The organism is Streptomyces sp. NPDC047108 (assembly GCF_040643575.1).
Classification (GTDB): domain Bacteria; phylum Actinomycetota; class Actinomycetes; order Streptomycetales; family Streptomycetaceae; genus Streptomyces.
The window spans coordinates 185,718-209,085 of sequence record NZ_JBEYUP010000001.1 but is presented as its reverse complement, the minus strand read 5'-3'; the positions used below and the strand labels follow the sequence as shown (position 1 = coordinate 209,085).

Genomic DNA, 23,368 nt, shown 5'->3' with positions numbered 1-23,368 from the left:
GCTGCGTAGACCAGCGCCGAGCTGCGCCTTGTCGCTCTCCGTGACGAGTTTTGGGTTCAGAAATGCGAAGAGTGTCCACCCATGTCACGCTTGTCCAGGGCTCAAGCCCCCTCACCCAGCGAGGAGTGACATCGATGGCCATCAAGGACCAGTTCCACGACAAGGCGCAGCGCATGGAGCGCGCGAAGCAGAACAAGCAGGGCGGCGGCAGCCAGGGCGAGAAGTCCGAGCGCGAGCGCCAGAACCCGCAGCGCGGCTCGCAGCCGCAGCGGGGTGGCCAGCAGCCCCAGCGCGGTGGTCAGCAGCAGCCGCAGCGTGGTGGTCAGCAGCCGCAGCGTGGTGGCCAGCAGCGTCCGCAGGACAAGGAGCGCGAGCACTCCTCCGAGGGTCGCGAGCAGGGCCGCCAGGGCTCGTTCGACGACATGCAGGGCGAGTCCCACCGCTGACGCGGGAACGGGTCCGGTGCGCACGTTCGCACGGCTCCCTCGGCCTTCGTGGGCGGGGCGCATCCCCGGCGGGTGCGCCCCGTTCTCCTGTCCGGGCCCCGAGTCCGTACCGCCCGGCCCGAGTCCGTACGGCGGGCCCCGGGCCCGTACGGCCGGCCCCGGGCCCGTACGGCGGGCGGGTGCGTCGTACGCTCGCGCCTGCGTCCGTACGCGGTTCAGTTGCCGTTCCGCGGCGGCAGTTCGGGGCGGTGCAGGTCCGGTACGCCGGAGTAGTCCGGCGGGCTCTTCGCGGGGTGCCGTTCCAGCAGTTCCAGCGCGAGCTGCACGGCGTCGTCGAGCTGCCGGTGGCGTCCCTCGGCCCAGTCGAGCGGGGTACGGTCCACCTCGATGTCCGGTTCCACGCCGTGGTTCTCGACCCCCCACGCGTACTCCTCGAACCACGCGGCGTTCATGGGGACCGTGATGACCGTGCCGTCGCCGAGCCGGTGCCGCCCGGTCATGCCGACCACCCCGCCCCAGGTGCGCAGGCCCACCACCGGCCCCAGGCCCAGCAGTTCGATGGCCGCGGTGATCATGTCGCCGTCGGAGGAGGTCATTTCGTCCGCGAGCGCGACGATCGGGCCGCGCGGCGCGTGGGAGGTGTACGAGACCGGCCGGGCGTTGCGCGTCAGGTCCCAGCCCAGCACGCGGCGGGTCAGCTTCTCGATGACCAGCTCGCTGATGTTGCCGCCCGCGTTGCCGCGGACGTCCACGATCAGCGCGTCGTACGCCATCTGCTTGCGCAGATCGCGGTTGAACTGCGCCCAGCCCGAGCCGCCCATGTCGGGGATGTGCAGATAGCCGCACCGGCCGCCGCTGGTCTCGCGGACGACCTCGCGGCGCTTGTTCACCCAGTGCTGGTAGCGCAACGTCCGCTCGTCGATGAGCGGTTGGACGGCGATGCGCCGGGGCGGGCCCTCGCCCCCCGGAGGCAGGAACGTCAGCTCGACGGTCGTCCCGCCGGCCGCCGTGAGCAGCGGGTACGGCCCGGCCACCCGGTCCACCGGCCGCCCGTCCACATGCGTGAGGACCGAGCCTTCGCGGATACCGGAGCCCGCGAGAGGCGAGCGCGCGCGGGAATCGGAGGACTCGCCGGGCAGGATGCGCGTCACGGCCCATCCGCCGTCGGCCGTCCGGCCGAGGTCGGCGCCGAGCAGGCCGATGGGCCGCTGGTAGTGCGGCGGCCCCTCGCTGCGTCGGGCAGGGCCGACGTACGCGTGGGAGGTGCCCAGTTCGCCCATCACCTCGCGCAGCAGGTCGGCGAACTCGTCCGGGGACGCGACCCGTTCGACCAGCGGCCGGTACTGGTCCAGCACCCCGTCCCAGTCCACCCCGCACATCCCCGGGTCCCAGAAGTACGCGCGCACGATCCGCCCGGTCTCCGCGTACGCCTGCCGCCACTCCGCCGCCGGGTCCACCTGGTGCTGGATGCGGCGCAGGTCGAGGTGGACGGTGGAGTCGAGGTCGCCCGGCTCGATCGCGGGGACCGCGCGCAGGTCGTCGTCGTCGCCCAGCACGAGCCGGGTGCCGTCGCCGCTGAGGGCGAACCAGTCGAGGTGGGTGACGAGTTCGGTGCGCCGGGCGCGGGCGAGGTCGAAGTGCTCCAGGGTGGGCTTGCCCGTGGTGTCGGCGGGGTTGGCGAAGGTCTCGCCCAGCGCGCCGGAGATCGGCCAGCGCATCCAGACCAGACCGCCGCCGGCGACCGGCTGGAGCGAGGAGTACTTGGACGCCGGGACCGGGAACGGGGTCACGCGGCTCGCCAGCCCCTCGGCCTCGATCGTCACCGTCCCGTCGCCGCCGTCCGAGACGTCCGGGTCGAGTCCCCCCGCGGCCGGCCGGCCTTCGGGGGAGAGCGCGAAGGGCGAGGGCGTCGCGGAGGACAGCGGTACGAGATACGGGCGGCAGCCCAGCGGGAACGACAGGTCGCCGGTGTGCACGTCGTAGACGGGGTCGAAGCCGCGCCAGGAGAGGAAGGCGAGATAGCGGCCGTCGCGGGTGAACACCGGCTGCTCGTCCTCGAACCGGCCGTCGGTCACGTCCACGATGCCGGGCCCGTCGAGGCGGGCCAGCTTGATCTGCCGGAGGGTGCGGCCGATGCCGGGGTGGGACCAGGTGATCCACTCCGAGTCGGGGGAGAAGGCGAGGTCGCGCACGGGGCCGTTGGCGGAGCGCACCACCTCCGTGACCGCACCCGGCGCCGCTGCCTCCGTGGGCCCGTCCTCGCCGTCCTCGCTCGTGTCGACGATCAGCAGCCGTCCGTCGTGCGCCGCGACCGCGAGCCGCTCGCCGTCCGGTGACGCGGCGAGTTCGTGCACCCGGCCCAGCTCGCCCGCGGCGATCCGGCGCGGTTCGCGCGCGCTTCCCGCCCGCGGGAGGTCCGCGAGCTCGATCGCGTCCTCGCCCTCGGCGTCCGTGACGTAGGCGATCCGCCCTGAGGGCCCGAGCATGCGCGGGCGCCGGATCCGTACGCCCGGGGTGTCGGTGATCGTCCGGGCGGGGCCGTCGCGGTGGGTGAGCCAGTACAGGCTGCCGCGGACGCAGACCGCGCTCGCCCTCCCCGTGGGGTCGACGGCGAGGGAGGTGACGTGCGAGGCGGCCGGGATCTGGTAGGTGCGCCGTCCGGCGCGCGGGCCGCCGAGCCGCAGGCCGAGCCTCCGTGGCGCGCCGCCGGGCGAGAGGTCCTCGGCGAGCCACAGGTCGCCCGCGCACTGGTAGACCACGCGCGACCCGTCGGTCGAGGCATGGCGTGCGTAGAACTCCTCGTGGTCGGTGTGGCGGCGCAGATCGGAGCCGTCGTGCGCACAGGAGTAGAGATTGCCGATCCCCTCGTGGTCGGAGAGGAACGCGATGCGGTCGCCGACGAACATCGGGCAGTCCAGATGCCCGCCGATGCCCGGCAGCAGGCGCTCGCACTGCAGATACAGCCGGCCCGTCGCTCCGCCCCGGTAGCGCTTCCAGGAGGCGGGCTCGTGCGGTGGTTTGCCGGTGAGCAGCAGGGTCAGATGCTCTCCGCCGACGTCGGCGATCGCGATGTCGGAGATCGGGCCCCAGGGCAGCCGGCCGCCGGGGCTCCCGTCGGTGGGCACCTTGTAGCCCCAGGAGAAGTACGAGAAGGGCTGGCCGTGCGAGGCGACCGCGAGGATGTGGTCGTCCGGGCTCCAGCCGCAGACGCGGGTGTCGGTGCTGCCCCAGTAGGTGAGGCGCCGCGCCGGCCCGCCGTCCGTCGGGGCCAGGTGGATCTCGGGGTCGAGGCTGCGCCAGGTCGTGAACGCGATGCGGCTGCCGTCGGGGGAGAAGCGGGGGTGGCCGATGCGGGTGCGGTCTACGGTCACCCGCCAGGCCCGTTCCGCCTGTTCACCCGGCGCGGGGACGGGGGACACCCAAAGGTCGTCCTCGGCGGCGAAGCAGACCAGGTCCTGGTGGACGTGCGGGTACCGGAGATACGCGCGGTCGCTCACTCCTCCAATGTCCGCGCCCGGTCCGGGGAGGGGCAACTCGTGGCGCACACCACACAGCGAAACGTTTGCGTTTCGATCGGACGCCCGTCTACTCTCGAGGTGTACGAAACGGTTTCGTGTCGATAGCGCTCGCGCCGAGAGCGACGAAGGAGGTGCCCGCCATGCAGACGGAGCCACGCCCCCAGACGCGCCGCACCCGGCTCACCCCCGAACGGGAGGCCGAGCTGTACGAGGCGGTGCTGGCCCTCCTGCGCGAGGTCGGCTACGACGCCCTGACCATGGACGCCGTCGCGGCGAGGACGCGCTCGAGCAAGGCGACCCTCTACCGCCAGTGGAACAGCAAGCCCGAACTGGTCGCCCGCGCGCTGGGGCAGATCCAGCCCGTCTCGCCCGCCGAGGTCGACACCGGCAGCCTGCGCGGCGACATCCAGGAGCTGCTGGACTCCTCCGACGACGACCGGCTGGAGATGGACACCGCGCTCCTGCGCGGGCTCACCCACGCCGTCTACCAGAACGAGGATCTGCACGAGGCGCTGCGCCGGTTCAAGATCGAGCCGGAGATCGACGGCATCAACGTGATGCTGAACCGGGCGGTCGCCCGTGGTGAGATCCCCGCCGACCTGCCCGCTCTGGAATGGGTCCCGCAGGTGATGATCGGCGCGTTCCTCACCCGTCAGCTGATCGAGGACCGGCCGGCCGACAAGGAGTACCTCACCCGCTTCGTCCACGCCGTGATCTTTCCCGTCCTCGGCGTCTGACCCCTTAGATCTCCCCGCACAACCGCATACAGGTCCCGTACCGGCGCGCCGCTCTCGTCGCCGGTCCGGTACCGCACACCCTCATCGACCCCTTGACCCCACGGGAGCGCATCTCGTCATGGCCACATTCCTGTACAAACTGGGCCGGTTCGCCTTCCGCCGGCGCCACTTCGTCGTCCTCATATGGGTCGCGCTGCTCGCGGCCGTCGGCGTCGGCGCCGCCAGTGCGCCCGCCGCGACCTCCAACTCCTTCTCGATTCCCGGCACCGAGGCCCAGAAGGCGTTCGACCTGCTCGACGAGCGCTTCCCCGGCAGCAACTTCGACGGGGCGACCGGCCGCGTGGTCTTCGAGGCTCCCAAGGGCGAGACGCTGACCGACCCGGCCAACCGCAAGGCCGTGCTGAAGGTCGTGGGGGAACTCGGCGAAGGTCAGCAGGTCGGACACGTCACCGACCCGTACAAGTCCAAGTCCGTCAGCAAGGACCGTACGACCGCCTTCACCCAGGTCTCGTACGACGTCTCGGCGTTCGAGCTGAAGGAGTCCACGCGCGACGCGCTGAAGGACGCCGCGGACCACGGACGCGACGAGGGCCTGACCGTCGAGATCGGCGGTGACGCCCTGGAGTCCATACCCGAGACCGGCGCGAGCGAGATCATCGGCATCGGGGTCTCCGCGGTCGTCCTCGTCATCACCTTCGGCTCGCTCGTCGCCGCCGGGATGCCGCTGCTCACCGCTCTCATCGGGGTGGGCATCGGGGTCTCCTCGATCACCGCGCTCAGCAGCGCACTCGACCTGTCCAGCACCACGGCCACGCTGGCGACGATGATCGGTCTCGCCGTCGGCATCGACTACGCGCTCTTCATCGTCTCCCGGTACCGCGCCGAACTCGTCGAGGGCAACAAGCCCGAGGAGGCAGCGGGACGCGCCGTGGGCACGGCGGGCTCGGCGGTCGTCTTCGCCGGACTCACCGTCGTCATCGCCCTCGTGGGCCTCGCCGTCGTCAACATCCCGATGCTGACCAAGATGGGCATGGCCGCCGCCGGCACCGTCGCCATCGCCGTTGTCATCGCGCTCACGATGATCCCGGCGCTGCTCGGCTACGCACGCGGCCGCGTCCTCGGCCGCACGGCCCGCAAGAAGCTGGCCGCGGCGGGCGAGGACGGAGACGGGGCGGCCGGGGCCGCCGAGGAGAAGCCCAACATGGGCACCCGCTGGGCCCGTTTCGTCCTGCGCCGCCCCGTGATGGTGCTGCTGGCCGGTGTCATCGGACTCGGCGCGATCGCCCTGCCCGTCAGTTCGCTGGAGCTCGGACTGCCCGACGACGGCGCGAAGCCGACGAGCACGACCCAGCGCAAGGCGTACGACACCCTGGCCACGTCCTTCGGCCCCGGTGTCAACGGACCGCTCATGCTGGCCGTGGACGCCCAGGACAGCGACGACCCGAAGGCGGCCACGCAGCGCGTGGTGAAGACCGTCTCGGGCGTCGACGGGGTCGCGGGCGTCACCAAGCCCACCTTCAACAAGTCCGGCGACACCGCCATGCTGACGGTGATCCCGGAGTCCAAGCCGAGCAGCGTCGACACCGAGAACCTCGTCGCGGACATCCGGGACGCGTCCGACGGCCTCAAGGCGGACACCGGCGCGGACACCCTCGTGACCGGCACGACCGCGATGAACATCGACGTCTCGAAGAAGCTCAACGACGCGCTCGTGCCCTACCTCGCGCTCGTCGTCGGACTGGCCTTCCTGCTGCTGATGGTCGTCTTCCGGTCGATCCTGGTCCCGCTCAAGGCGGCGCTCGGCTTCCTGCTGTCCGTCGTCGCCGCACTCGGCGCGGTGGTCGCGGTCTTCCAGTGGGGCTGGCTTGCCGATGTCTTCGCCGTCGAGCAGACCGGGCCCGTGATGAGCATGGTGCCGATCTTCATGGTGGGCGTCGTCTTCGGCCTGGCGATGGACTACGAGGTCTTCCTGGTGACCCGGATGCGCGAGGCGTACGTCCACGGTGAGCGGCCGGGCCAGGCCGTCGTCACGGGCTTCCGGCACGGCGCCCGGGTCGTCACCGCGGCCGCCGTCATCATGATCAGCGTGTTCGCCGGATTCATCGGCTCCTCCGAGTCGATGGTCAAGATGATCGGCTTCGGTCTGGCCGTCGCCGTCCTCTTCGACGCGTTCGTGGTGCGCATGGCGATCGTTCCCGCGGTCCTCGGCCTGCTCGGCAAGTCCGCGTGGTGGCTGCCGCGCTGGATGGACAAGGTGCTGCCGAACGTCGACGTCGAGGGGGAGCGGCTGCAGAAGCCGGCCGCCGCGGGGTCGGCGGAAGGCGAGGCCGCGGCCGGCGACGCCCAGGACTCCGAGCTCAGCCGGGTCTGATCGGCTCCGGCGGTGCCCCGTGCCCGTCCGCCCCTCAAGGGGTGGGCGGGCACGGCCCGTTGAGGATCCTGCGCGGGGCGGGCCCTGTCCGGCGCGGGTGTCACACCGGGGTCCGCGCGTACCGCGCCTCCTCCTCTTCCAGCAGCTCCTCCGCCAGGTGGTCCAGCGCCCGGTCGAGCCGTGCCCGGTCGTCCGGGTCGCGGACGTCCCAGTCCTCCAGCCGGGTGTCGAGCCAATGCCGCCAGGCATGTGTGAGGCGGTCGATCTCGGAGCGCCCGGCGGCGGTGAGGCGGAGCCGTCCCTCCGCGCCCCACGCCGCGTACCCGGCGCCCACCACCTGCCGGAAGACCGGCTCCAGCACCTCCGCCGGCATCCGGTGGGCGGCCGCCACCGCCTCCGGATCCGTACGCCTCCCCGCCCGTGTCCGCCAGTGGACCTGGCCGAGCGCCCATGCCTCGCCCGCAGACAGCGTGCTGCCGCAGTCGGCGAGGAGCTCCGCGGTCAGCGGCTTCTCGGTCCTGCGCATCACCCCCGCGACGGCACGGGCCAGCTGCAGGTCCGTGTCCGGGGCGTCGGGCGCCGCGAACCCCTCGCCGATGTCCAGAGCCCCGGCCCGGGCGCTGTCCCGCAGCGGCACCTCCTTCAGGAACCACGACACCAGGAACCCGGCGAGCGCGACGGGCACGACCCACAGGAAGACGTTGGCCACGGTCTCGGCGTACGCGCCGATGAACGGGGCCGCCACGTCCGGATCCAGCCCGTGCAGCCCCTCCGGGCTCTGCACCACCGCGTCCGGCACCCCCGGCGCCTCGGCGTGCGCCCGTGCCAGGTTCGGCTCCAGCCTGCCGGCGTAGAGGCTCCCGAAGACGGCCGTGCCGAAGGCGGCGCCGAGCGTACGGAAGAACGTGACGCCGGACGTCGCGGCGCCCAACTCGTGGTACGGCACCGTGTTCTGCACCACGATCGTCAGCACCTGCATGGTCAGCCCGATCCCGAGCCCCAGCACGAACATGTACAGGGTCTCCAGCCACACCCCCGTACTCGCGCCCATCGTGGACATCAGCAGCAGGCCGAGCGTCATCAGACCGGTGCCGAGGACGGGGAAGACGCGGTACCGGCCGGTGCGGCTGACCACCTCGCCCGAGAGGACGGCCGTCCCCAGCAGCCCGACCACCAGGGGCAGGGTGAGCACTCCGGACGCGGTCGCGGTGATGCCGTCGACGTACTGCAGATAGGTCGGCAGATACGTCAGGGCGCCGAGCAGTGAGAAGCCGACGATGAAGCTGAGGATCGAGCAGACCGTGAACACCGGGTTCCGGAAGAGATCCATCGGGATCACCGGCTCCCGGGCCCGGAGTTCGGCGAACACGAACCCGGTCAGGAGCGCGACCGAGGCGGCGAGCAGCCCGATGACGATCGCCGAGTTCCAGGCGTAGACCCGACCGCCCCACTCCAGGGCCAGGACCAGGGCCGATGCCCCGAGGGCGACCAGGACGATGCCCTTGTAGTCGATCACCGGACGCACCGCCGCCCGGACCGCGGGGATCGTCCGCGCCGCCATGACGAGCATGACGACGGCGATGGGGATGTTCACGTAGAAGCACCAGCGCCAGGTGGCCTGGTCGGTGAGGAATCCGCCGAGCGTCGGGCCGACCACCGTGGTGATGCCGAAGACCGCGCCCAGCGCGCCCTGGTACCGGCCGCGCTGCCGCAGCGGGATCACATCGGCGATCAGCGCCATGGCCGTCACCAGGAGGCCGCCCGCTCCGGCGCCCTGGATGGCGCGGCCGGTGATCAGGACGGGCATGCTGCCGGCCACGCCCGCCGCGATCGAGCCGAGGACGAAGACGACCGCGCTGACCTGGAAGACCACCTTCCGGCCGAAGACGTCGCCGAACCGGCCGACGAGCACCGTCGCCACCGTCTCGGTGAGCAGGTACGCGGTGACGACCCAGGCCATGTGCCCGGCGCCGCCCAGCTCCGCCACGATCGTCGGCAGCGCCGTGGAGATGATCAGCTGGTCGAGGGCGGCGAGCATCAGCCCGAGCACGATCGTCACGAACACCGCGTTGGTCCGGCGCCTGCTCAGCACCGGTGGCGCGGGGTGGAGCGGCTCGGCGGGGAGCGGTTCCGCGGGCGGCTCGGCTGCCCTGGTCATGACTTCAGGATTCGGCCGTCCGGGCCGCGCCGCCACCCATGGGGCCTGACGGCCGGGGGCGCGCGGAGCGGAGCGCGCTTGCTTTCGCGGTGCACTCGCTCTTGCAAAGGGTTCGCAGGTGCCGACTATCATCGAGCGGTTGACCGGAAACGGTCGACCGAAACGTTGCCTTTCCGGACCTCCCGCACGCGCAGCGCAGACGCAAGCAGAACCCACACGGATCCCAGGAGCGGAGAACCGCCATGCATGTCCCTGACGGATTCATCAACGCCCCGGTGTCGGTGGCCACGGGGGTCGTGGCCGCGGCCGCGGTCGCCGTGAGCCTCCGCGGCGCCCGGCGCGAGCTGGGCACGGCCGACGGGCTCGGGGGCGAGCGCACCGCGCCGCTCGCCGGTCTCGTCGCCGCCTTCATCTTCGCCGTGCAGATGCTCAACTTCCCCGTCGGCGTCGCCACCAGCGGACACCTCCTGGGAGGCGCCCTCGCGGCGATACTCGTCGGCCCGTACACCGGCGTCCTCTGCGTCTCCGTCGTCCTGCTGATGCAGGGGGTGCTGTTCGCGGACGGCGGGCTCACCGCCCTCGGCGTCAACATCACCGTGATGGGCGTGGTGACCGTCGTCGTCGCGTACGGGATCTTCCGCGGGCTGGTGAAGGTCCTGCCGCCGAGCCGCGGCTCGGTCACCGGAGCGGCCTTCGTCGCCGCGCTGGTCTCCGTACCGGCGGCCGCGGTCGCCTTCACGGGCCTCTACGCCATCGGCGGCACCACCGACGTGGCCATCGGAACGGTCTTCACGGCCATGGTCGGCGTCCACACGCTGATCGGTATCGGCGAAGGCGCGATCACGGCGCTCACGGTGGGCGCCGTGATCGCCGTACGGCCGGATCTGGTGTACGGCGCGCGTGGTCTCGCCCGGCCCCTCACCCTGCGCACCACCTCCGCGGCGGCACCGGCCGCGCCCGGCCCCGTGGCGGCCGAGCCCGTCGCGGCCGGACACGTGGTCGAGCACGCCGCCGACCCGAAGCCGGGCGCCGACCGCCCGGACACCCAGCGGACCAAGGAGCGGAACGTCTGATGGCCGCCAGCACCGACACCACCGGCACCACCCCCGAGCCCGTCCGCCGCACCCCGCGCGGTGTCCGGCGCGTCTGGATCGCCGGCGTCCTCGCGGCGCTGTTCCTCGCGGGAATCGTCAGCTACTACGCCTCCGCGAACCCCGACGGCCTGGAGAAGGTCGCCGCCGACCACGGCATCGACAAGAAGGCCGAGGACCACGCGGCCAAGGACTCCCCCCTCGCCGACTACCAGACCGGGGATCTCGCCAACGCCCGTCTGTCCGGCGGCCTCGCGGGCGTGATCGGCGTGGGCGCGACCCTGGCCGTCGGCACGGGTGTGTTCTGGGCGATCCGCCGCCGCCCGGCCGCGCGGACGACCGCGTCCGGGGAGACGACCGCGCGCGGGGAGTCGACCGTGTCCGAGGAGCCGACCGCCTCCGCGTCCACCGCGGCGTCCTCACCGTCCCCCGCGTCCGGGGAGCGCTGAGCGATGGGAGCCGGGCACGCGCACAAGCTCTACCGGCACGGCCACTCGCCCGTGCACCGGCTCCCCCCGCACTGCAAGCTCGCGGCCGCCCTGTGCTTCGTCCTGGTGGTCGTGTCCACGCCGCGCGAGGCGATGTGGGCCTTCGGCGTCTACGCGCTGCTGCTCGCCGCCGTGGCCACGGCCGCCCGCGTCCCGCCGGGATTCGTGCTGCGGCGGATGCTCGTCGAGGTGCCGTTCGTGGCGTTCGCCGTGCTGATGCCGTTCGTGGCCGGCGGCCCGTACGTGGAGGTCGCGGGCGTCCAGCTCAGCGCGTCCGGGCTCTGGGGCGCCTGGAACGTCCTCGCCAAGGGCACGCTCGGCGTCGCCGCCTCCGTGCTCCTGGCCGCCACCACCGAACTACGTGAACTGCTGCTCGGACTGCAGCGGTTGAGGATGCCGCCGCTGCTCGTCCAGATCGCGTCCTTCATGATCCGCTACGGCGATGTGATCACGGACGAGATGCGCCGGATGCGCATCGCACGAGCCTCGCGCGGCTTCCAGGCGCGCGGGGTGCGGGACTGGGGCGTGCTGGCCAAGTCGGCCGGAGCGCTGTTCATCCGCAGCTACGAGCGCGGGGAGCGCGTGCACCTGGCGATGGTCAGCCGGGGCTACGCGGGCGCGATGCCGGTGATCGACGAGGTGACCGCCACCCGCGCCCAGTGGTCGTACGCCGCCGCCCTGCCCGTCGCGGCGCTCGCCGTCTGCCTGATGGGATGGACCCTGTGACCGTTCACTTCTCCGACGCGGCCGGCGCCCCTTCGCTGGAGGTCTCCGGGCTCGCGTATGCCTATCCCGACGGCCATCAGGCGCTCTTCGGCGTCGACCTGACCGTCGCGCGCGGTGAGCGGGTCGCCCTGCTCGGCCCCAACGGTGCCGGCAAGACCACGCTCGTCCTGCACCTCAACGGCATCCTGGCGGGCGGGGCGGGCACGGTGCGCGTCGCCGGCCTGCCGGTGGACCGGCGGAACCTGGCCGAGATCCGCCGCCGGGTCGGCATCGTCTTCCAGGACCCCGACGACCAGTTGTTCATGCCGACCGTCCGTGAGGACGTCGCCTTCGGGCCGGCCGCGGCGGGGCTGCGCGGACCGGAGCTCCAGGCCCGCGTGCACACCGCACTGGAGCGCGTCGGCATGGAGGAGTTCGCCGAGCGGCCGCCGCACCACCTCTCCTTCGGGCAGAGGCGGCGCGTGGCGGTCGCGACCGTCCTCGCCATGGAGCCGGAGATCCTCGTCCTCGACGAGCCGTCGTCCAACCTCGATCCGGCCTCACGGCGTGAACTGGCCGACATCCTCCGCTCGTTGGACGTCACCGTGCTGATGGTGACCCACGACCTGCCCTACGCGCTGGAGCTGTGCCCGCGGTCGGTGGTGCTGAGCGGCGGCGTCATCGCCGCGGACGGACGCACCCAGGACCTGCTGTGCGACGAGGAGTTGATGCGCACCCACCGCCTGGAGCTGCCGTTCGGCTTCGACCCGCGGTCGGTGACGGTGCCGACGGCGTGAACCCGGGGCCGGAGCAGTCCGGTCCGGGGGTCACGCCGCCGCGCCGCGTTCATGTGCCGCTGTGTGCCCTTGTGCCCTTGTGCCCTCGTGCCGTCGGGTGCGGTCGGGGTGCCGTCGGCAGGTCAGAAGACCCGGTCCTTCTGGTCGGGGACGACCGACCCGTCCGCGCGGCGCATCGGGCCCGCCACGCCGTCGGTGTTCATGTAGCCCTCCGTCGCGCACGGGTACGGCGTCTTCTGCTTCGGATCGGGCTCGATGAACATCGGGTTGACCAGCCAGCGCCGGTCCGCGTTGTCGTACGCCCGGCACATCAGCTCGGTCTTGTTCCGGTTGACGGCCAGATGCCCGGCGGTGGCGTCGTCGACGAACGTCACGTCGGTCTCCGCGTCGCCCGCGCCGAACGCGATCCGGTGCGCCGGGTCCTGGAGGCGGAAGGCCTCCGCGCCCTCGATGCCGTAGACGACCTTGTTGAGCCAGCAGCGCTTGCCGTCCATGTAGGTCAGCACGTCGCCGCCGGTGTCGTCCTTCACGTCGCCGCAGCCCTGCACGCCGGTGGTGAGGCGGCCGTCCTCGACGACGTTGCGCACCCCGATGACCCGGTTCCCGGGGATCCCGGCTCCCGGGGTCCAGGCCCGGACGATCGGCTCCGCGGACGCCGAGACGATCCAGACGTCGAACCCGGCCTTCCGCAGCGTGGAGATGAGGTCGCGCTGCTGCTCGTAGTAGCGGACGTACCCGGCCATGGTGTGGGTGCCGACCTTCTGCTCCGAGCCGACCGGCGCGGCGAGGGCCTCCTTGCGCGCCTCGCGCGCGAAGCCCGTCAGGGCGGCGGGGCTGTGCCCGGCGAAGAGCTGGGTGAGCCAGACGTAACCGGGCACGGTACGCCGGTGGTTCCACTCACCGGCGAACGCCGCCTTGCCGTCCGAGGTCTCCTCGTCGAGGTAGACGTCGAGGATCTCGTCGGTGCAACCGGTGTCCGTGGAGGTCGGCAGCGGGCGGCCGGCGGGGACCGACGTGCCGCAGGCGCGGGTCAGGGCGCGGTGCGTGTCGTCGGTCAGCCACTTGTCGGTGGACTTCCAGCTCCGCGGCTGGAGGACTTTGTCGTGCCGCAGCATCCAGGCGAGCGTCGCGTCGGAGACGTCGTTCTTGACGACGGTGTTGTCCCAGTCGAACGCCGCCACCGGCCGCTGTCCGTCGCCCTGTTCACGCCCCTGGCCGGATGGGCCGGACCGCGCGGACTTCCCGGAACAGGTGCCCTGCTCGTCGATCATGCGCTGGAGCCGTTCGCGGTTGTCGCCGTACCACTTCAGCTTCGTGCTCAGGCGCGGGCAGTCGGCCCGGGACTCACCGGGGCTGCTCCCGGCGGTGGCGGCGGGGGCCGCGGCGAACGCGACGGCGCAGGCGACCGCCAGCGCTGTCATCCCCGTCATCCCCGTCGTGAGGGCCTGTCTGTGCACCATGCGTGACCTCCTGGCCGTGGGGGGTGGATCCTGCGCACCGGACTCCGGCGCGGGGCCGTGGCGGCGCTGATCACGGACCTTACAGGCGCCCGTCCGTCCCGGGGCCCCTGGTGGCACCCCTCCGTGTCCGCACCGGGAGCCGGTCCCGCCCCGGGTGAGCCGCCGCGGCGGCCTCCAGGCACTATGGGGGGTTGTCGGTGCAAGGAAAGGTCAGGGGGAACGGACCCGTGGTGGACGTCCAGGGCAGGGTGGCCGACGGCTTCGAGCCGGTCCGGGACGCGTTCGTCCGTAACTTCGAGCAGCGGGGGGACCGCGGCGCGGCCGTCGCCGTGTACGCGCGGGGGCACAAGGTCGTCGACCTGTGGGCGGGTTCGGCCCATGCCGACGCCTTCGGGGGCGCGGGTGCGGCCGACGCCGCGGAACCCTGGGGCGAGCACACCGCCCAGGTCGTCCGCTCCGCGACCAAGGGCGTCGCCGCCGCCGTGCCGCTGATGCTGCACCAGCGCGGCCGGCTCGACCTGGACGCCCCGGTCCGCACGTACTGGCCGGAGTTCAAGGCCGCGGGCAAGGACCGGGTCCTCGTACGGCATCTGCTCTCCCACCGCGCGGGGGTGCCCGTGCTCGACACCCCGCTCACGCCGGCCCGTGCCGCCGACGGCGTCGCGGGACCGGAGGCCGTGGCGGCGCAGGCACCCGAGTGGGAGCCGGGCACCGCGCACGGCTACCACGCCCAGACCTACAGCTGGCTGCTCGGCGAACTCGTCCGCCGCGTCACCGGGCGCAGCATCGGCCGCTGGGCGGCCGAGGAGATCGCCGTGCCGCTCGGCCTCGACCTCTGGATCGGCCTGCCCGAGCGCGAGCAGGCACGGACCGGCCGCCTCGCCGACGTCGAGGCGCCACCGCGCCCCGCCTCCCGCGGTCTACGGGTCCGGCCCAAGCGCACGGTCACCGACGCCTACCGGGACCCGTCCTCCCTCACGCGCCGCGCCTTCGGCGCCATCGACCCGCTCCCGGACGAGAACGACCCGGCCTACCGCGCCGCGGAGCTGCCCGCGTCCAACGGTGTGGCGACGGCCCGTTCGCTCGCCCGGTTCTACGCCGCGCTGATCGGCCCGGATCCCGGCACCGGCCGGCGCCTGTTCGCGCCGGCGACCCTCACCCTCGCGCGGACCGAGGAGTCCGCGGGGCCGGACCGTGTCCTGGTCGTCAACACCCGTTTCGGACTGGGCTACATGCTGCACGGCCCGGCCTGCCCGCTGCTGTCCCCGGGTTCGTTCGGGCACCCGGGACGCGGCGGCTCCCTCGCCTTCGCCGATCCGGAGTCGGGCACGGCGTTCGCCTACGTCACGAACGGCATGCAGAAAAACGTCACTGCGGACCCGCGGGCCCAGGCCCTGGTCCGCGCGGTCCACGACTGCCTTCCGGCTCAGGGGAGTTGACCTCCGCTACCGCACCGGGCGCGACCTGGGCGCCGTGCGCGGTGCGTGTGCTTGCGGGTGAGGCGGGTTCCCACGGGCGGCCTGGGCGCGGGGTCTTCGCCCCGCGGCGCACGGACCGTACGCTGCCCTACCCGGCCGTGCCCCGCACCGCCCCCTCCGCCCCGCGGGGCAGGCGAGCCCCGCGGTCGCCCGGTCGGGACGACGTACGGCAGCGGAAAGGGGCCGTGGCATGCGGCGATTCGAGGGGTACGGCGTTCTGGTCACCGGCGCGGGCCGGGGCATCGGCGAGGCGACCGCCCGCCGGCTGGCCTCCGAAGGGGCGCGGGTCCTCGTCACCGACCTCGACGCCGAGCGCGCCGAGCGCTCGGCGGCCGGGGTCCGGGACGCCGGAGGCAGGGCGGAGGCGCTCGCCTGCGACGTCACGGACCGGGGCGCGGTCGAGGCCGCCGTCGCGCATGCCGTGGCGCGCTTCGGCTCGCTCGACGTCCTCGTCAACAACGCCTTCTCCTGCACCCCCGACGCTCCCGCCTTCGAGGACGAGCCCGACGAGACCTGGAACCGGGACCTCGACGCCACCCTGAGCGGCGCCTTCCGCTGCGCCCGCGCGGCCCTGCCCCACCTGGCCGCGGCGCCGGACGGCCGGGGCGCGATCGTGAGCATCGGATCGGTCAACGGCGAACGGGACTTCGGCAACCACGCCTACAGCGCGGCCAAGGCGGGACTCGCCTCCCTCACGCGGACGCTCGCCGTCCACGCCGCACCGCGCGGCGTACGCGTCAACCTCGTCGTCCCCGGCACGGTCCGCACACCCGGCTGGGACGACCGGCCGGAGGCGCTGGACCGCGCGGCCGCCCACTACCCCCTCGGCCGGGTCGGCCGCCCCGACGACATCGCGGCCGCCGTCGCCTTCCTCGCCTCGCGCGACGCCGCCTGGATCACGGGTACGACGCTCCCTGTCGACGGCGGTCTGCTCATCGCCAACCTCGGCCTCCGCAGGGCCCTGCGCGGCGACTGACCGGCGCACCGGGACGGTGCTACGGGAGGACGCCAGGGCCGCTACGGGAGGACGAACGGGGCGACGGCGCGAAAGCGCGCCGCGCTAGGCGACACAGAACTCGTTCTCCTCCGGGTCCCGCATCAGCACCGCGTAGTAGTCCGCGCCGTCGACGGCGAGCACCTTCACGCGGGTCGCCCCCGCCGCCACCAGCCGGTCCACCTCGGCGTCGACGCGCTGCCGCCGCGTCTCCAGGGGGACCGTACGGCCGCCGCTCACCTTGAGATCCAGATGGAGGCGGTTCTTGACGACCTTGGACTCCGGCACCTGCTGGAACCACAGGCGCGGCCCCACCCCGCCCGGGTCGACGACGGAATCGGGCCCGTCGTCGCTCTCGTCCCCCAACTCCTCCGCCGGAATGCCCCTGTCGAGCCAGTACTCCCGCCAGCTCGCGAACCCGCCCGGCGGAGACTCCGCCTCATAGCCCAGGGCCTCGGCCCAGAAGCGCACCAGCCGCGCCGGATCGGCGCAGTCGATCGTGATCTGGAGCGTCGTCGCCATGCTGTCTCCCGTCCGCGCGTCCCGCCCAGCCCTGAGCCGCCGCCTCGACGTCACGAGCCGCGGCACCACCGCATCCGCAGACTAGACCCGGCCACCGACATCGGCTCCTGACCAGCGCGGTGAAGCGAATCCCCACCCGGTCCCCAGGACACGGGGACGTACAGGCGCACGCGGACCGCCGCGCGCCCGCGCGGCCGGCCCGGGCCCGTATCAGCGCACGGGGATGGCGAGTTCGCGGCCGCGGTAGAACGCCTCCCGCTCCTCCGTCACGTACGGAGCCATCGCCTCGCGCCGCTGCGCCTCCCCTGCGGAGGTGCGCCATGCGTCGCACGACTCCCGCGAGTCCCAGAACGAGACCCCGATGATCTCCAGCCCGTCCTCGGACCAGTAGGCGTACGCGTGCCGCAGTCCCTCGGGATAGGGGGCGGGGCGCCAGGCCCGCTCGAAGTCCTCCAGCATCCCCGGCTTGATGCGGCGCGTGGTCATCCAGACGAAGTGATCTTCCATCACGGCCTCCTCCGAGGCTTCCGCCGCGCGCAAAGGCGCTTCTGTGACCACCGTAGGGTCGTGGCGCCGGTTCTGCCTCGTGAGCGGCGCGCGGGGGAGCGGCCCGCGGCTCGCGGGCCGGCCGCCCCGCGCCGTTGCCCGGGAACGCGGCCGCGCCGGTGACCGAGGAGGTCACCGGCGCGGCAGGGTCGGGCTGTGGTGGGTCGCCCCGGGGCTCAGCGCCCCTGGGTGAAGGAGCGGTCCTGCGTAGCGCACTGGGTCTTGCGCTTGATCTGGCCGAGCGGCAGGTCGATGCCGGTGCCGGGGTGGCCGCAGGTCTGGTTCTGGCGGCCGTTCTGACCGGTGTTGGTCTCCGGGCCGACGACCTGGCCCGCGTCGGCCGAGGCCGGTCCGCGGTAGCTGCTCGCGGAGCCCTTCTTCTGGGACTGGTCGGCCGCGATGCACGTGGTGTGCTTGCGGATGGTGCCCAGGATGTTGACCGTGAGCGTGTCGGAGGCGTTGCCGCAGCGGAGGTTCTGCTTGCCGGTCTGCGCGGTGTTCACCTGCTGCCCGATCGAGGTCCCGCCCAGTGCCCTGGCCCCTGCGGCGTGGTCACCGTGACCCCCGTGGCCGATGTGGCCGCGCTGTCCGCGCTTCTTCCCGGGGTCGACCGCCACACAGGTCGTCTCCTGGTTGATGGTGCCCAGGATGTTGATCGTGACGAGGTCCGCGGAGTTGCCGCAGTTGAGGTTCTGCTTGCCGGACTGCGCCGTGTTGACCTGGGGACCGATCGTGGTGCCGCCGACGGCCTTCGCGCCGCCGAAGTGGCCGGTGTGGTGACGCGTACGGCCGTCGGTGTCGATGCACTTCTTCTCGCGGTTCTTGGTCTCGGCGATGTTGACACGCACGAGCCGGGCCGAGTTGCCGCAGTCCAGGTTCTGCTCGCCGTCCTGGTCAAGATTCTCCTGCCCGCTGAACGGGCTGCCGTCCATGACGTCGGCGAAGGCCTGGCCGCTGCCGACCGAGACCAGGGCCCCGGTGGTGAGCACAGCCGCGGCCACCCGGCGGATCTGCAGCATGGTCGCCTTCGGTGACGCGTGCCGTCCCTGCCCCATCGTGGTGTCTCCTGTCATCGCTTCGAACCCGGCTCCGTGTCCCCACTACGGCACGATCGCCACGATCCATAACTCCCGATTCACCGGGAAAGTAACGTTCTTGATGCCAACGAACCGTCCCCGAAGGGACAGTCCGGACGGGCGGCCCCGGCGAACAGCCCCGACGGCAACGGGAGACGGGGCCACGCGCGCGTGACCCCTTCTCTCACCTGGGGTACCAGCCGAGCTTCTTCGAGTCGTCGACGGCCACGCAGCGCGTGGCGTTGCGGGCACCGGAGAGCGTGACCGTGGCGCCGTTGGAATTGGCGCAGTTGAGGTTCTGCCGGCCCTCCTGCGCCACGTTCTGCTGGTACACGTCGACCGCCGAAGAGCTGCCTTCCGCCTCCGCGCCGCCGCTGAACTCCGCCGTGCCCACGCTCCCGGAGCGGTCCAGCGCCGTGCAGTGAGCCTCGCCGCGACCGCCGGTCACGGTGAGGGTGGTGTCGTTGGGGTTGGCGCAGTTGCTGTTCTGCCGGCCTTCCTGCGCGACGTTCTGCTCGGTCGCGGAGGCGAGCGACGAACCGCCGTCGGCCTTCGCGCCCTTCCCCTTGACGAAGGTCTTGCGGTTGAGCGAGCCGTCCACGTGCCGGCAACTCCCGTCCAGGCGGCCCCCGGTGACGAGGACCGTCGAGGCGTTCGCGTTGGTGCAGTTGGCGTTCTGCCGCCCTTCCTGCGCGGTGTTCTGCTGGACCAGGCTCGTCGCGGCGCTGCCGCCGTCGGTCCGTGCACCGCCGCCCTTGACGGCGGACGCCTCGTTGAACGAGTCGTCCTTGTTGCCGCAGAAGCTGTCCAGCCGCCCCTGGGTCACGGCGAAGCTCGTCTCGTTGGGGTCGGCGCAGTTGGCGTTCTGGCGGCCTTCCTGAGCGGTGTTCTGCTGGAAGGCGTTGCCCGCCGCGGACGAGCCGCCGTTCGCGTCGGCGCCGCCGCCCTCGTACCGCGTGTTCCGGTTGAACGAGTCGTCCCGGTCCGCGCAGCGGCTCTCGGACCGGCTGCCGGTCAGCCGGAACGGAACCAGGTTGGAGTCCGCGCAGTTGGTGTTCTGCCGGCCCTGCTGCGCGGTGTTCTGCTGGACCAGGACGTTGCCGCTGGACCCGCCTTCCGCGTCGGCGCCGCCGCTCTTGACGAATGCGCCGTGGTTGAAGGAGCCGTCGCCGGTCGTGCAGCGTCCCTCGACCCGAGACCCCGTGGCCGTCAGGGGCGTGTCGAAGAGCGCGTTGGGGTCGGAGCAGTGGTTGTTCTGGCGGGAGTTCTGGGACGTGTTCTGCTGCACGGCGTTGCCCACCGGGGCCGAGCCGCCGGTGGTCGTGGCCCCCGGGGTGTCCGCTGCGGCGGCCGACGCTCCCAGGACCGTCGGTCCGGCCAGGGCCAGAGCCACGACGGACGTGGCGGTCATCACCCGATGTGCCTGCACTGTGTTCCTCCCGGGACGGTGGCCGCGGTCGCGGCTCTGACGCTGCTGGTCCAACGCCCGCCTTGCCCGGGCGGACATGGTGACGCGTCCCAGACCCCCCGGACGGCGGATCCGCGGGGTTGACGTCCGCGTCCCTCCGAAGAGGGCCGCGCGGGTCAACCGGCGTGCAGCATCAGGCCGATGCCGACCACCATCAGCCCCGCCGCCGCGATCCTCGGCCCGCCGAAGCGCTCCTTGAAGAAGAGCGCACCGATCGCCGCGCCCACGATGATGGAGGACTCGCGCAACGCGGCGATGGGCGCGAGCGCGGCGCGCGTCTGGGCCCACAGGACCAGGCTGTACGCGGTCAGGGACAGCACACCGCCGAGCAGGCCGCGGGCGGCCACCGGGCGGAGCTGCGGGAGGAGTTGGGTGCCGCGGGTGGCCAGCGCGTACGCCGGGATCACCAGCCCCTGGAGGGCCACGAGCCACACGGCGTACCCGAGGGCCGTGCCGGAGGAGCGGACGCCGATGCCGTCGAGCACCGTGTACGAGGCGATGGCCAGCCCCGTCGCGAGGGCCGCCGACAGCGCCGGCCAGTGCGGGCGCGCACCGCTCCCGCGGATGCCCCACAGCGCCACGCCGACCAGTCCCGCCGAGGCGACGGCCACACCCGCCGACGCCCATCCGTCCGGCACCTCGCCGATGAGGACGGCGGCCAGGACGGTGACGACCAGCGGTGCCGTGCCCCGCGCGATCGGATACATCTGGCCGAAGTCGCCCAGCGCGAACGACCGCATGAGCAGCGCCTGGTAGGCGATGTGCACCACGACGGAGGCCACCAGCCACGGCCACGCCGCGGCCCGGGGGAAGGGGACGAACAGCGCGACGGTCAGGCCGCACACGCCCGCCGCCGTGCCGATCAGCGTGAAGGCGACCAGCTGGTCCTTGATGTGGTGGGCCACCGCGTTCCAGCTCGCGTGGGTGACCGCCGCCAGCAGGACGGCCGCCGCGACGACAGGTGTCACGCGGACCGCTCGCGGACGTCCGCCAAGGTCCCGCCCGCATGCCGGACCAGGGCCTCGGGGCCGATCGCGAAGACGGTGTGCGGGGTGCCGGCGGCCGCCCAGACCACCGGGTGCGCGAGCAGGCCGCGGTCCACGAGCACATGCGTCCGGGTGCGGTGCCCGAAGGGCGGTACGCCGCCGATCGCGTAGCCCGTCGTCTCCCGTACGAGAGCGGCGTTCGCGCGGCGGACCTCCGAGGCGCCGAGCACGGCCCGTACGCGTTCGGTGTCCACGCGGGACGCGCCGTCCATCAGCACCAGGACCGGCTGCCCGTCGGCCTCGAAGATCAGCGACTTGACGATCTGGCTCAGCTCGCAGCCGACGGCCGCCGCCGCGTCCACGGCCGTACGCGTCGCGTCGGGGAAACGCCGCACCTCGACGTCGAGTGCCAGCTCGCGCAGCGCCGCGGCGAACTGGGGATGGGCCTCGCCGTGCGGTGGGTCAGGGGGTGTGGCCATGGGGCCGACGCTAGCGGTGCGCGCAGGGGCCACGCGAGTGTGATTCCCACCGCGCGGCAGGGACGCGGCGGCGCGCGGATCGTGCGGGCGGCCCGGTCGGCGGCGTGCGGACCGTGACCCGCGGCCCCTCGTGCGGACCGCGGTGCGGACGGCGGCGGGCGCCGAGGTTCGACCCCGGCGCCCGCCGTCTCGTCCAGCACCCGTCGCCCGCGACGGATCAGCCGCCCTGCCGCAGGAGCTGGGCCACCAGCGGCCCCGCCGATTCACCGCCGTGCCCGCCGCCGGGCACGACCGCCGAGGCGGCCAGGTCCCCGCGGTACGCCGTGAACCAGCCGTTCGCCTCCTTCTGGCCGTCCACCTCGGCCGAGCCCGTCTTCGCGCCGATGTCCCCGCCCACGCCGGCCATGGCCTCCGCGGCCGTGCCCGCCGTCGCGGTGAGGCGCATCAGGCTGCGCAGCTGGTCCGCGGCGGCCGGTGAGAGCGCGCGGGAGGCCTTGGCGACCTGCCGGTCGTCCACCGAGGGCGCGACGAGGAAGGGCTGGTGGAAGGAGCCGGTGCGCACGGTGGCGGCGACCGACGCCATGTTCAGCGGGTTCATCCGGACGCCGCCCTGCCCGATGAGGGAGGCGGCCATCTGTGCCTGGCTCTGCACCGGCACCGACCCGTCGAACGTCGGCACGCCGGTCTGCCAGTTGAGACCGATGCCGAAGACCTCACGCGCCTGCCGGGTGAGGTCGCCGTCGTCGAGCTTCTTGGCCTGCGAGATGAAGGCGGTGTTGCAGGAGCGGGCGAAGCTCTGCGCGAACGTCCCGTGCTTGATCTCGAACTTGTCGTCGTTCTGGAACTTCCAGCCGCCGTACGTCGAGTACTTGGGGCACGGGTGCGGCTTGTCGTAGCCCGCGAGCCCCTTCTCCAGCAGCAGCGAGGAGGTGATGACCTTCATGGTCGAGCCCGGGGCGTACGAGCCCTGGAGCGCCGTGTTGAAGCCCGACGCCGGGGAGTTGGCCACGGCCAGGATCTCGCCCGTGCTCGCCTTGAGGGCGACCATCGCCGCCTTGCCGTGCCCGGCGACGGCCTTCTCCGCCGAGGCCTGCAGGCCCGAGTCGAGGGTCGTGCGGAGCGTGCCGGGGGTGCCCTTGGAGAGCACCTTCAGTGTCTCGTCGGGACGCTTCCCTGCCTCCCCGGCACCGCCTTCGCCCTTGTCCTTCGCGTCCTTCGCGCGCGCGATCCACAACTCGACGCCCGCCTTGCCGCCCGCCTTGTCGCCGTAGCGCTCCCGCAGGGCCGCGAGCACGCCGTGCAGCCCCGGGTGCTCCTTCTCCTTCAGCTCGGCGCCGTCGCGATCGACCGCCTTGATGGGCGGCGCGTCTGCCTCGCCTGTCTTCAGGCTGTCGCCCTCGCGCAGTCCGGGGTGGACGACGGAGGGCTTCCAGTCGACGACGGCCCGGCCGGTGGTCTTCTGGCGGGTCACGGTGAGGGCGGAGTCGTAGGTCCAGGTGGCGCGCTGCCCGCGGTACGAGATCACCGCGCTGACGTCGAAGGGCACGGTCCTGCCGGTGGCCGCGCGCGGCTCCAGCGTGACGCGCTCGATACGGGCGTCCTTGCGGTAGCCGGTCAGCGCGGCCTTCGCGTCACCACGGCTGTCGGTCAGCGAGGCCGCGTCGGAGGCGTTGCCGCTCTCCCATGCGCCGAGGAACTCCCGTGCCGTGGTGCGGACCTCGGCCGCGCTCGGCGGGCCCGTCTCGATGGACGGCTTGTCCCCGACGGCGCCGAGATCCAGGCCCCCCGAGGAATCGTCGTCGCCCCCGATCAGGGCGTACGCCCCGAATCCCGCGGCCCCCACCATTGCGGCGAACACACCGCCGATGACGGCGGCCTTCGCGCCACTGCGCATGACAGAACCCCCACAGTTCCGTTGACCCCTCGAACGCCGGGTGTCTTAATCAGATGATTAAGGGGTCCCGGCGCGGCGAACTCTACGTCATCAAGCCGACATCACACCCAGGTGTCGAGCCACATACGGTCCCGCCACGACTCGATGGGAATGG

Annotated in this window: 17 protein-coding genes and 1 pseudogene; 8 read left to right on the top strand and 10 right to left on the bottom strand. The window is 72.8% G+C overall.

Annotation, left to right across the window (positions count from 1 at the left end; all coding sequences use genetic code 11):
• Positions 1 to 134 precede the first annotated feature (134 nt).
• The gene (locus tag ABZ822_RS00900; protein WP_360845376.1) at positions 135 to 446 is read left to right on the top strand and encodes a hypothetical protein; all 312 of its coding nucleotides are present in this window, start codon (positions 135 to 137) and stop codon (positions 444 to 446) included.
• Positions 447 to 661: 215 nt separating this feature from the next.
• Here ABZ822_RS00900 and ABZ822_RS00895 read toward each other — a convergent pair whose 3' ends face one another.
• Positions 662 to 3,943, bottom strand: coding sequence for a S41 family peptidase (locus tag ABZ822_RS00895; RefSeq protein ID WP_360845374.1), 3,282 nt, complete (start codon positions 3,941 to 3,943; stop codon positions 662 to 664).
• A gap of 161 nt (positions 3,944 to 4,104) precedes the next feature.
• Between ABZ822_RS00895 and ABZ822_RS00890 the strand changes: the two genes are divergently transcribed.
• A complete protein-coding gene (locus ABZ822_RS00890; protein WP_360845372.1) occupies positions 4,105 to 4,701 on the top strand; it encodes a TetR/AcrR family transcriptional regulator in 597 nt (198 codons plus the stop codon).
• A gap of 118 nt (positions 4,702 to 4,819) precedes the next feature.
• Positions 4,820 to 7,072 (top strand): MMPL family transporter, encoded by a 2,253-nt coding sequence (locus ABZ822_RS00885; RefSeq protein WP_360845370.1) that lies wholly within the window; start codon positions 4,820 to 4,822, stop codon positions 7,070 to 7,072.
• 100 nt (positions 7,073 to 7,172) lie between these two features.
• On the opposite strand, the gene ABZ822_RS00880 is transcribed toward ABZ822_RS00885, so the two are convergent.
• Complete coding sequence (locus ABZ822_RS00880; RefSeq protein ID WP_360845368.1) at positions 7,173 to 9,230, bottom strand: MDR family MFS transporter; 2,058 nt, start codon at positions 9,228 to 9,230, stop codon at positions 7,173 to 7,175.
• Between the two features lie 242 nt (positions 9,231 to 9,472).
• Here ABZ822_RS00880 and ABZ822_RS00875 point away from each other — a divergent pair.
• The 3 genes and pseudogenes from ABZ822_RS00875 (at position 9,473) to ABZ822_RS00865 (ending at position 12,311) form a co-directional block, all read left to right on the top strand.
• Positions 9,473 to 10,770, top strand: a pseudogene (locus ABZ822_RS00875) (energy-coupling factor ABC transporter permease).
• 3 nt (positions 10,771 to 10,773) lie between these two features.
• Positions 10,774 to 11,535, top strand: coding sequence for a cobalt ECF transporter T component CbiQ (gene cbiQ, locus ABZ822_RS00870; protein ID WP_360845365.1), 762 nt, complete (start codon positions 10,774 to 10,776; stop codon positions 11,533 to 11,535).
• Positions 11,523 to 12,311 (top strand): ABC transporter ATP-binding protein, encoded by a 789-nt coding sequence (locus ABZ822_RS00865; RefSeq protein WP_360845363.1) that lies wholly within the window; start codon positions 11,523 to 11,525, stop codon positions 12,309 to 12,311. Before cbiQ ends, ABZ822_RS00865 begins: the two co-directional genes overlap by 13 nt.
• Before the next feature lie 122 nt (positions 12,312 to 12,433).
• Here ABZ822_RS00865 and ABZ822_RS00860 read toward each other — a convergent pair whose 3' ends face one another.
• Entirely contained in the window at positions 12,434 to 13,771 is a 1,338-nt protein-coding gene (locus tag ABZ822_RS00860; protein WP_360845361.1) for a haloacid dehalogenase-like hydrolase, read from the bottom strand.
• Positions 13,772 to 13,998: 227 nt separating this feature from the next.
• On the opposite strand from ABZ822_RS00860, the gene ABZ822_RS00855 reads away from it, so the two are divergent.
• On the top strand, positions 13,999 to 15,210 hold the full coding sequence (locus ABZ822_RS00855; protein WP_360845359.1) for a serine hydrolase domain-containing protein: 1,212 nt from the start codon (positions 13,999 to 14,001) through the stop codon (positions 15,208 to 15,210).
• A gap of 229 nt (positions 15,211 to 15,439) precedes the next feature.
• Complete coding sequence (locus ABZ822_RS00850) at positions 15,440 to 16,225, top strand: SDR family NAD(P)-dependent oxidoreductase (protein ID WP_360845357.1); 786 nt, start codon at positions 15,440 to 15,442, stop codon at positions 16,223 to 16,225.
• Between the two features lie 84 nt (positions 16,226 to 16,309).
• Here the strand turns inward: ABZ822_RS00850 and ABZ822_RS00845 are convergent, their stop codons facing one another.
• The 7 genes from ABZ822_RS00845 to ABZ822_RS00815 all read right to left on the bottom strand — a co-directional run bounded on the left by ABZ822_RS00845 (position 16,310) and on the right by ABZ822_RS00815 (position 23,214).
• Complete coding sequence (locus ABZ822_RS00845) at positions 16,310 to 16,765, bottom strand: VOC family protein (protein WP_360845355.1); 456 nt, start codon at positions 16,763 to 16,765, stop codon at positions 16,310 to 16,312.
• 210 nt (positions 16,766 to 16,975) lie between these two features.
• Positions 16,976 to 17,272: a hypothetical protein gene (locus ABZ822_RS00840; RefSeq protein ID WP_360845353.1), complete on the bottom strand. Its 297-nt coding sequence runs from the start codon at positions 17,270 to 17,272 to the stop codon at positions 16,976 to 16,978.
• Positions 17,273 to 17,487: 215 nt separating this feature from the next.
• Complete coding sequence (locus ABZ822_RS00835; protein ID WP_360845351.1) at positions 17,488 to 18,384, bottom strand: hypothetical protein; 897 nt, start codon at positions 18,382 to 18,384, stop codon at positions 17,488 to 17,490.
• Between the two features lie 187 nt (positions 18,385 to 18,571).
• Positions 18,572 to 19,798 (bottom strand): hypothetical protein, encoded by a 1,227-nt coding sequence (locus ABZ822_RS00830; protein ID WP_360845349.1) that lies wholly within the window; start codon positions 19,796 to 19,798, stop codon positions 18,572 to 18,574.
• 173 nt (positions 19,799 to 19,971) lie between these two features.
• Positions 19,972 to 20,823: a DMT family transporter gene (locus tag ABZ822_RS00825; protein WP_360845347.1), complete on the bottom strand. Its 852-nt coding sequence runs from the start codon at positions 20,821 to 20,823 to the stop codon at positions 19,972 to 19,974.
• Positions 20,820 to 21,320 carry a YbaK/EbsC family protein gene (locus ABZ822_RS00820; RefSeq protein WP_360845345.1) on the bottom strand — a complete coding sequence of 167 codons (501 nt, stop codon included), beginning with the start codon at positions 21,318 to 21,320 and terminating at the stop codon, positions 20,820 to 20,822. Before ABZ822_RS00820 ends, ABZ822_RS00825 begins: the two co-directional genes overlap by 4 nt.
• A gap of 217 nt (positions 21,321 to 21,537) precedes the next feature.
• Positions 21,538 to 23,214 carry a penicillin-binding transpeptidase domain-containing protein gene (locus tag ABZ822_RS00815; RefSeq protein WP_360845343.1) on the bottom strand — a complete coding sequence of 559 codons (1,677 nt, stop codon included), beginning with the start codon at positions 23,212 to 23,214 and terminating at the stop codon, positions 21,538 to 21,540.
• Between the last annotated feature and the right edge of the window lie 154 nt (positions 23,215 to 23,368).

Excerpts from the sequence above, each read along its gene's own strand:
- ABZ822_RS00830 (WP_360845349.1), bottom strand. The coding sequence starts at position 19,798 with ATGACCGCCACGTCCGTCGTGGCTCTGGCCCTGGCCGGACCGACGGTC.
- ABZ822_RS00880 (WP_360845368.1), bottom strand. The coding sequence starts at position 9,230 with ATGACCAGGGCAGCCGAGCCGCCCGCGGAACCGCTCCCCGCCGAGCCG.
- ABZ822_RS00840 (WP_360845353.1), bottom strand. The coding sequence starts at position 17,272 with ATGGAAGATCACTTCGTCTGGATGACCACGCGCCGCATCAAGCCGGGG.
- ABZ822_RS00865 (WP_360845363.1), top strand. The coding sequence starts at position 11,523 with ATGGACCCTGTGACCGTTCACTTCTCCGACGCGGCCGGCGCCCCTTCG.
- ABZ822_RS00860 (WP_360845361.1), bottom strand. The coding sequence starts at position 13,771 with ATGGTGCACAGACAGGCCCTCACGACGGGGATGACGGGGATGACAGCG.
- ABZ822_RS00820 (WP_360845345.1), bottom strand. The coding sequence starts at position 21,320 with ATGGCCACACCCCCTGACCCACCGCACGGCGAGGCCCATCCCCAGTTC.
- cbiQ (WP_360845365.1), top strand. The coding sequence starts at position 10,774 with ATGGGAGCCGGGCACGCGCACAAGCTCTACCGGCACGGCCACTCGCCC.
- ABZ822_RS00890 (WP_360845372.1), top strand. The coding sequence starts at position 4,105 with ATGCAGACGGAGCCACGCCCCCAGACGCGCCGCACCCGGCTCACCCCC.
- ABZ822_RS00835 (WP_360845351.1), bottom strand. The coding sequence starts at position 18,384 with ATGACAGGAGACACCACGATGGGGCAGGGACGGCACGCGTCACCGAAG.
- ABZ822_RS00815 (WP_360845343.1), bottom strand. The coding sequence starts at position 23,214 with ATGCGCAGTGGCGCGAAGGCCGCCGTCATCGGCGGTGTGTTCGCCGCA.
- ABZ822_RS00850 (WP_360845357.1), top strand. The coding sequence starts at position 15,440 with ATGCGGCGATTCGAGGGGTACGGCGTTCTGGTCACCGGCGCGGGCCGG.
- ABZ822_RS00900 (WP_360845376.1), top strand. The coding sequence starts at position 135 with ATGGCCATCAAGGACCAGTTCCACGACAAGGCGCAGCGCATGGAGCGC.
- ABZ822_RS00885 (WP_360845370.1), top strand. The coding sequence starts at position 4,820 with ATGGCCACATTCCTGTACAAACTGGGCCGGTTCGCCTTCCGCCGGCGC.
- ABZ822_RS00845 (WP_360845355.1), bottom strand. The coding sequence starts at position 16,765 with ATGGCGACGACGCTCCAGATCACGATCGACTGCGCCGATCCGGCGCGG.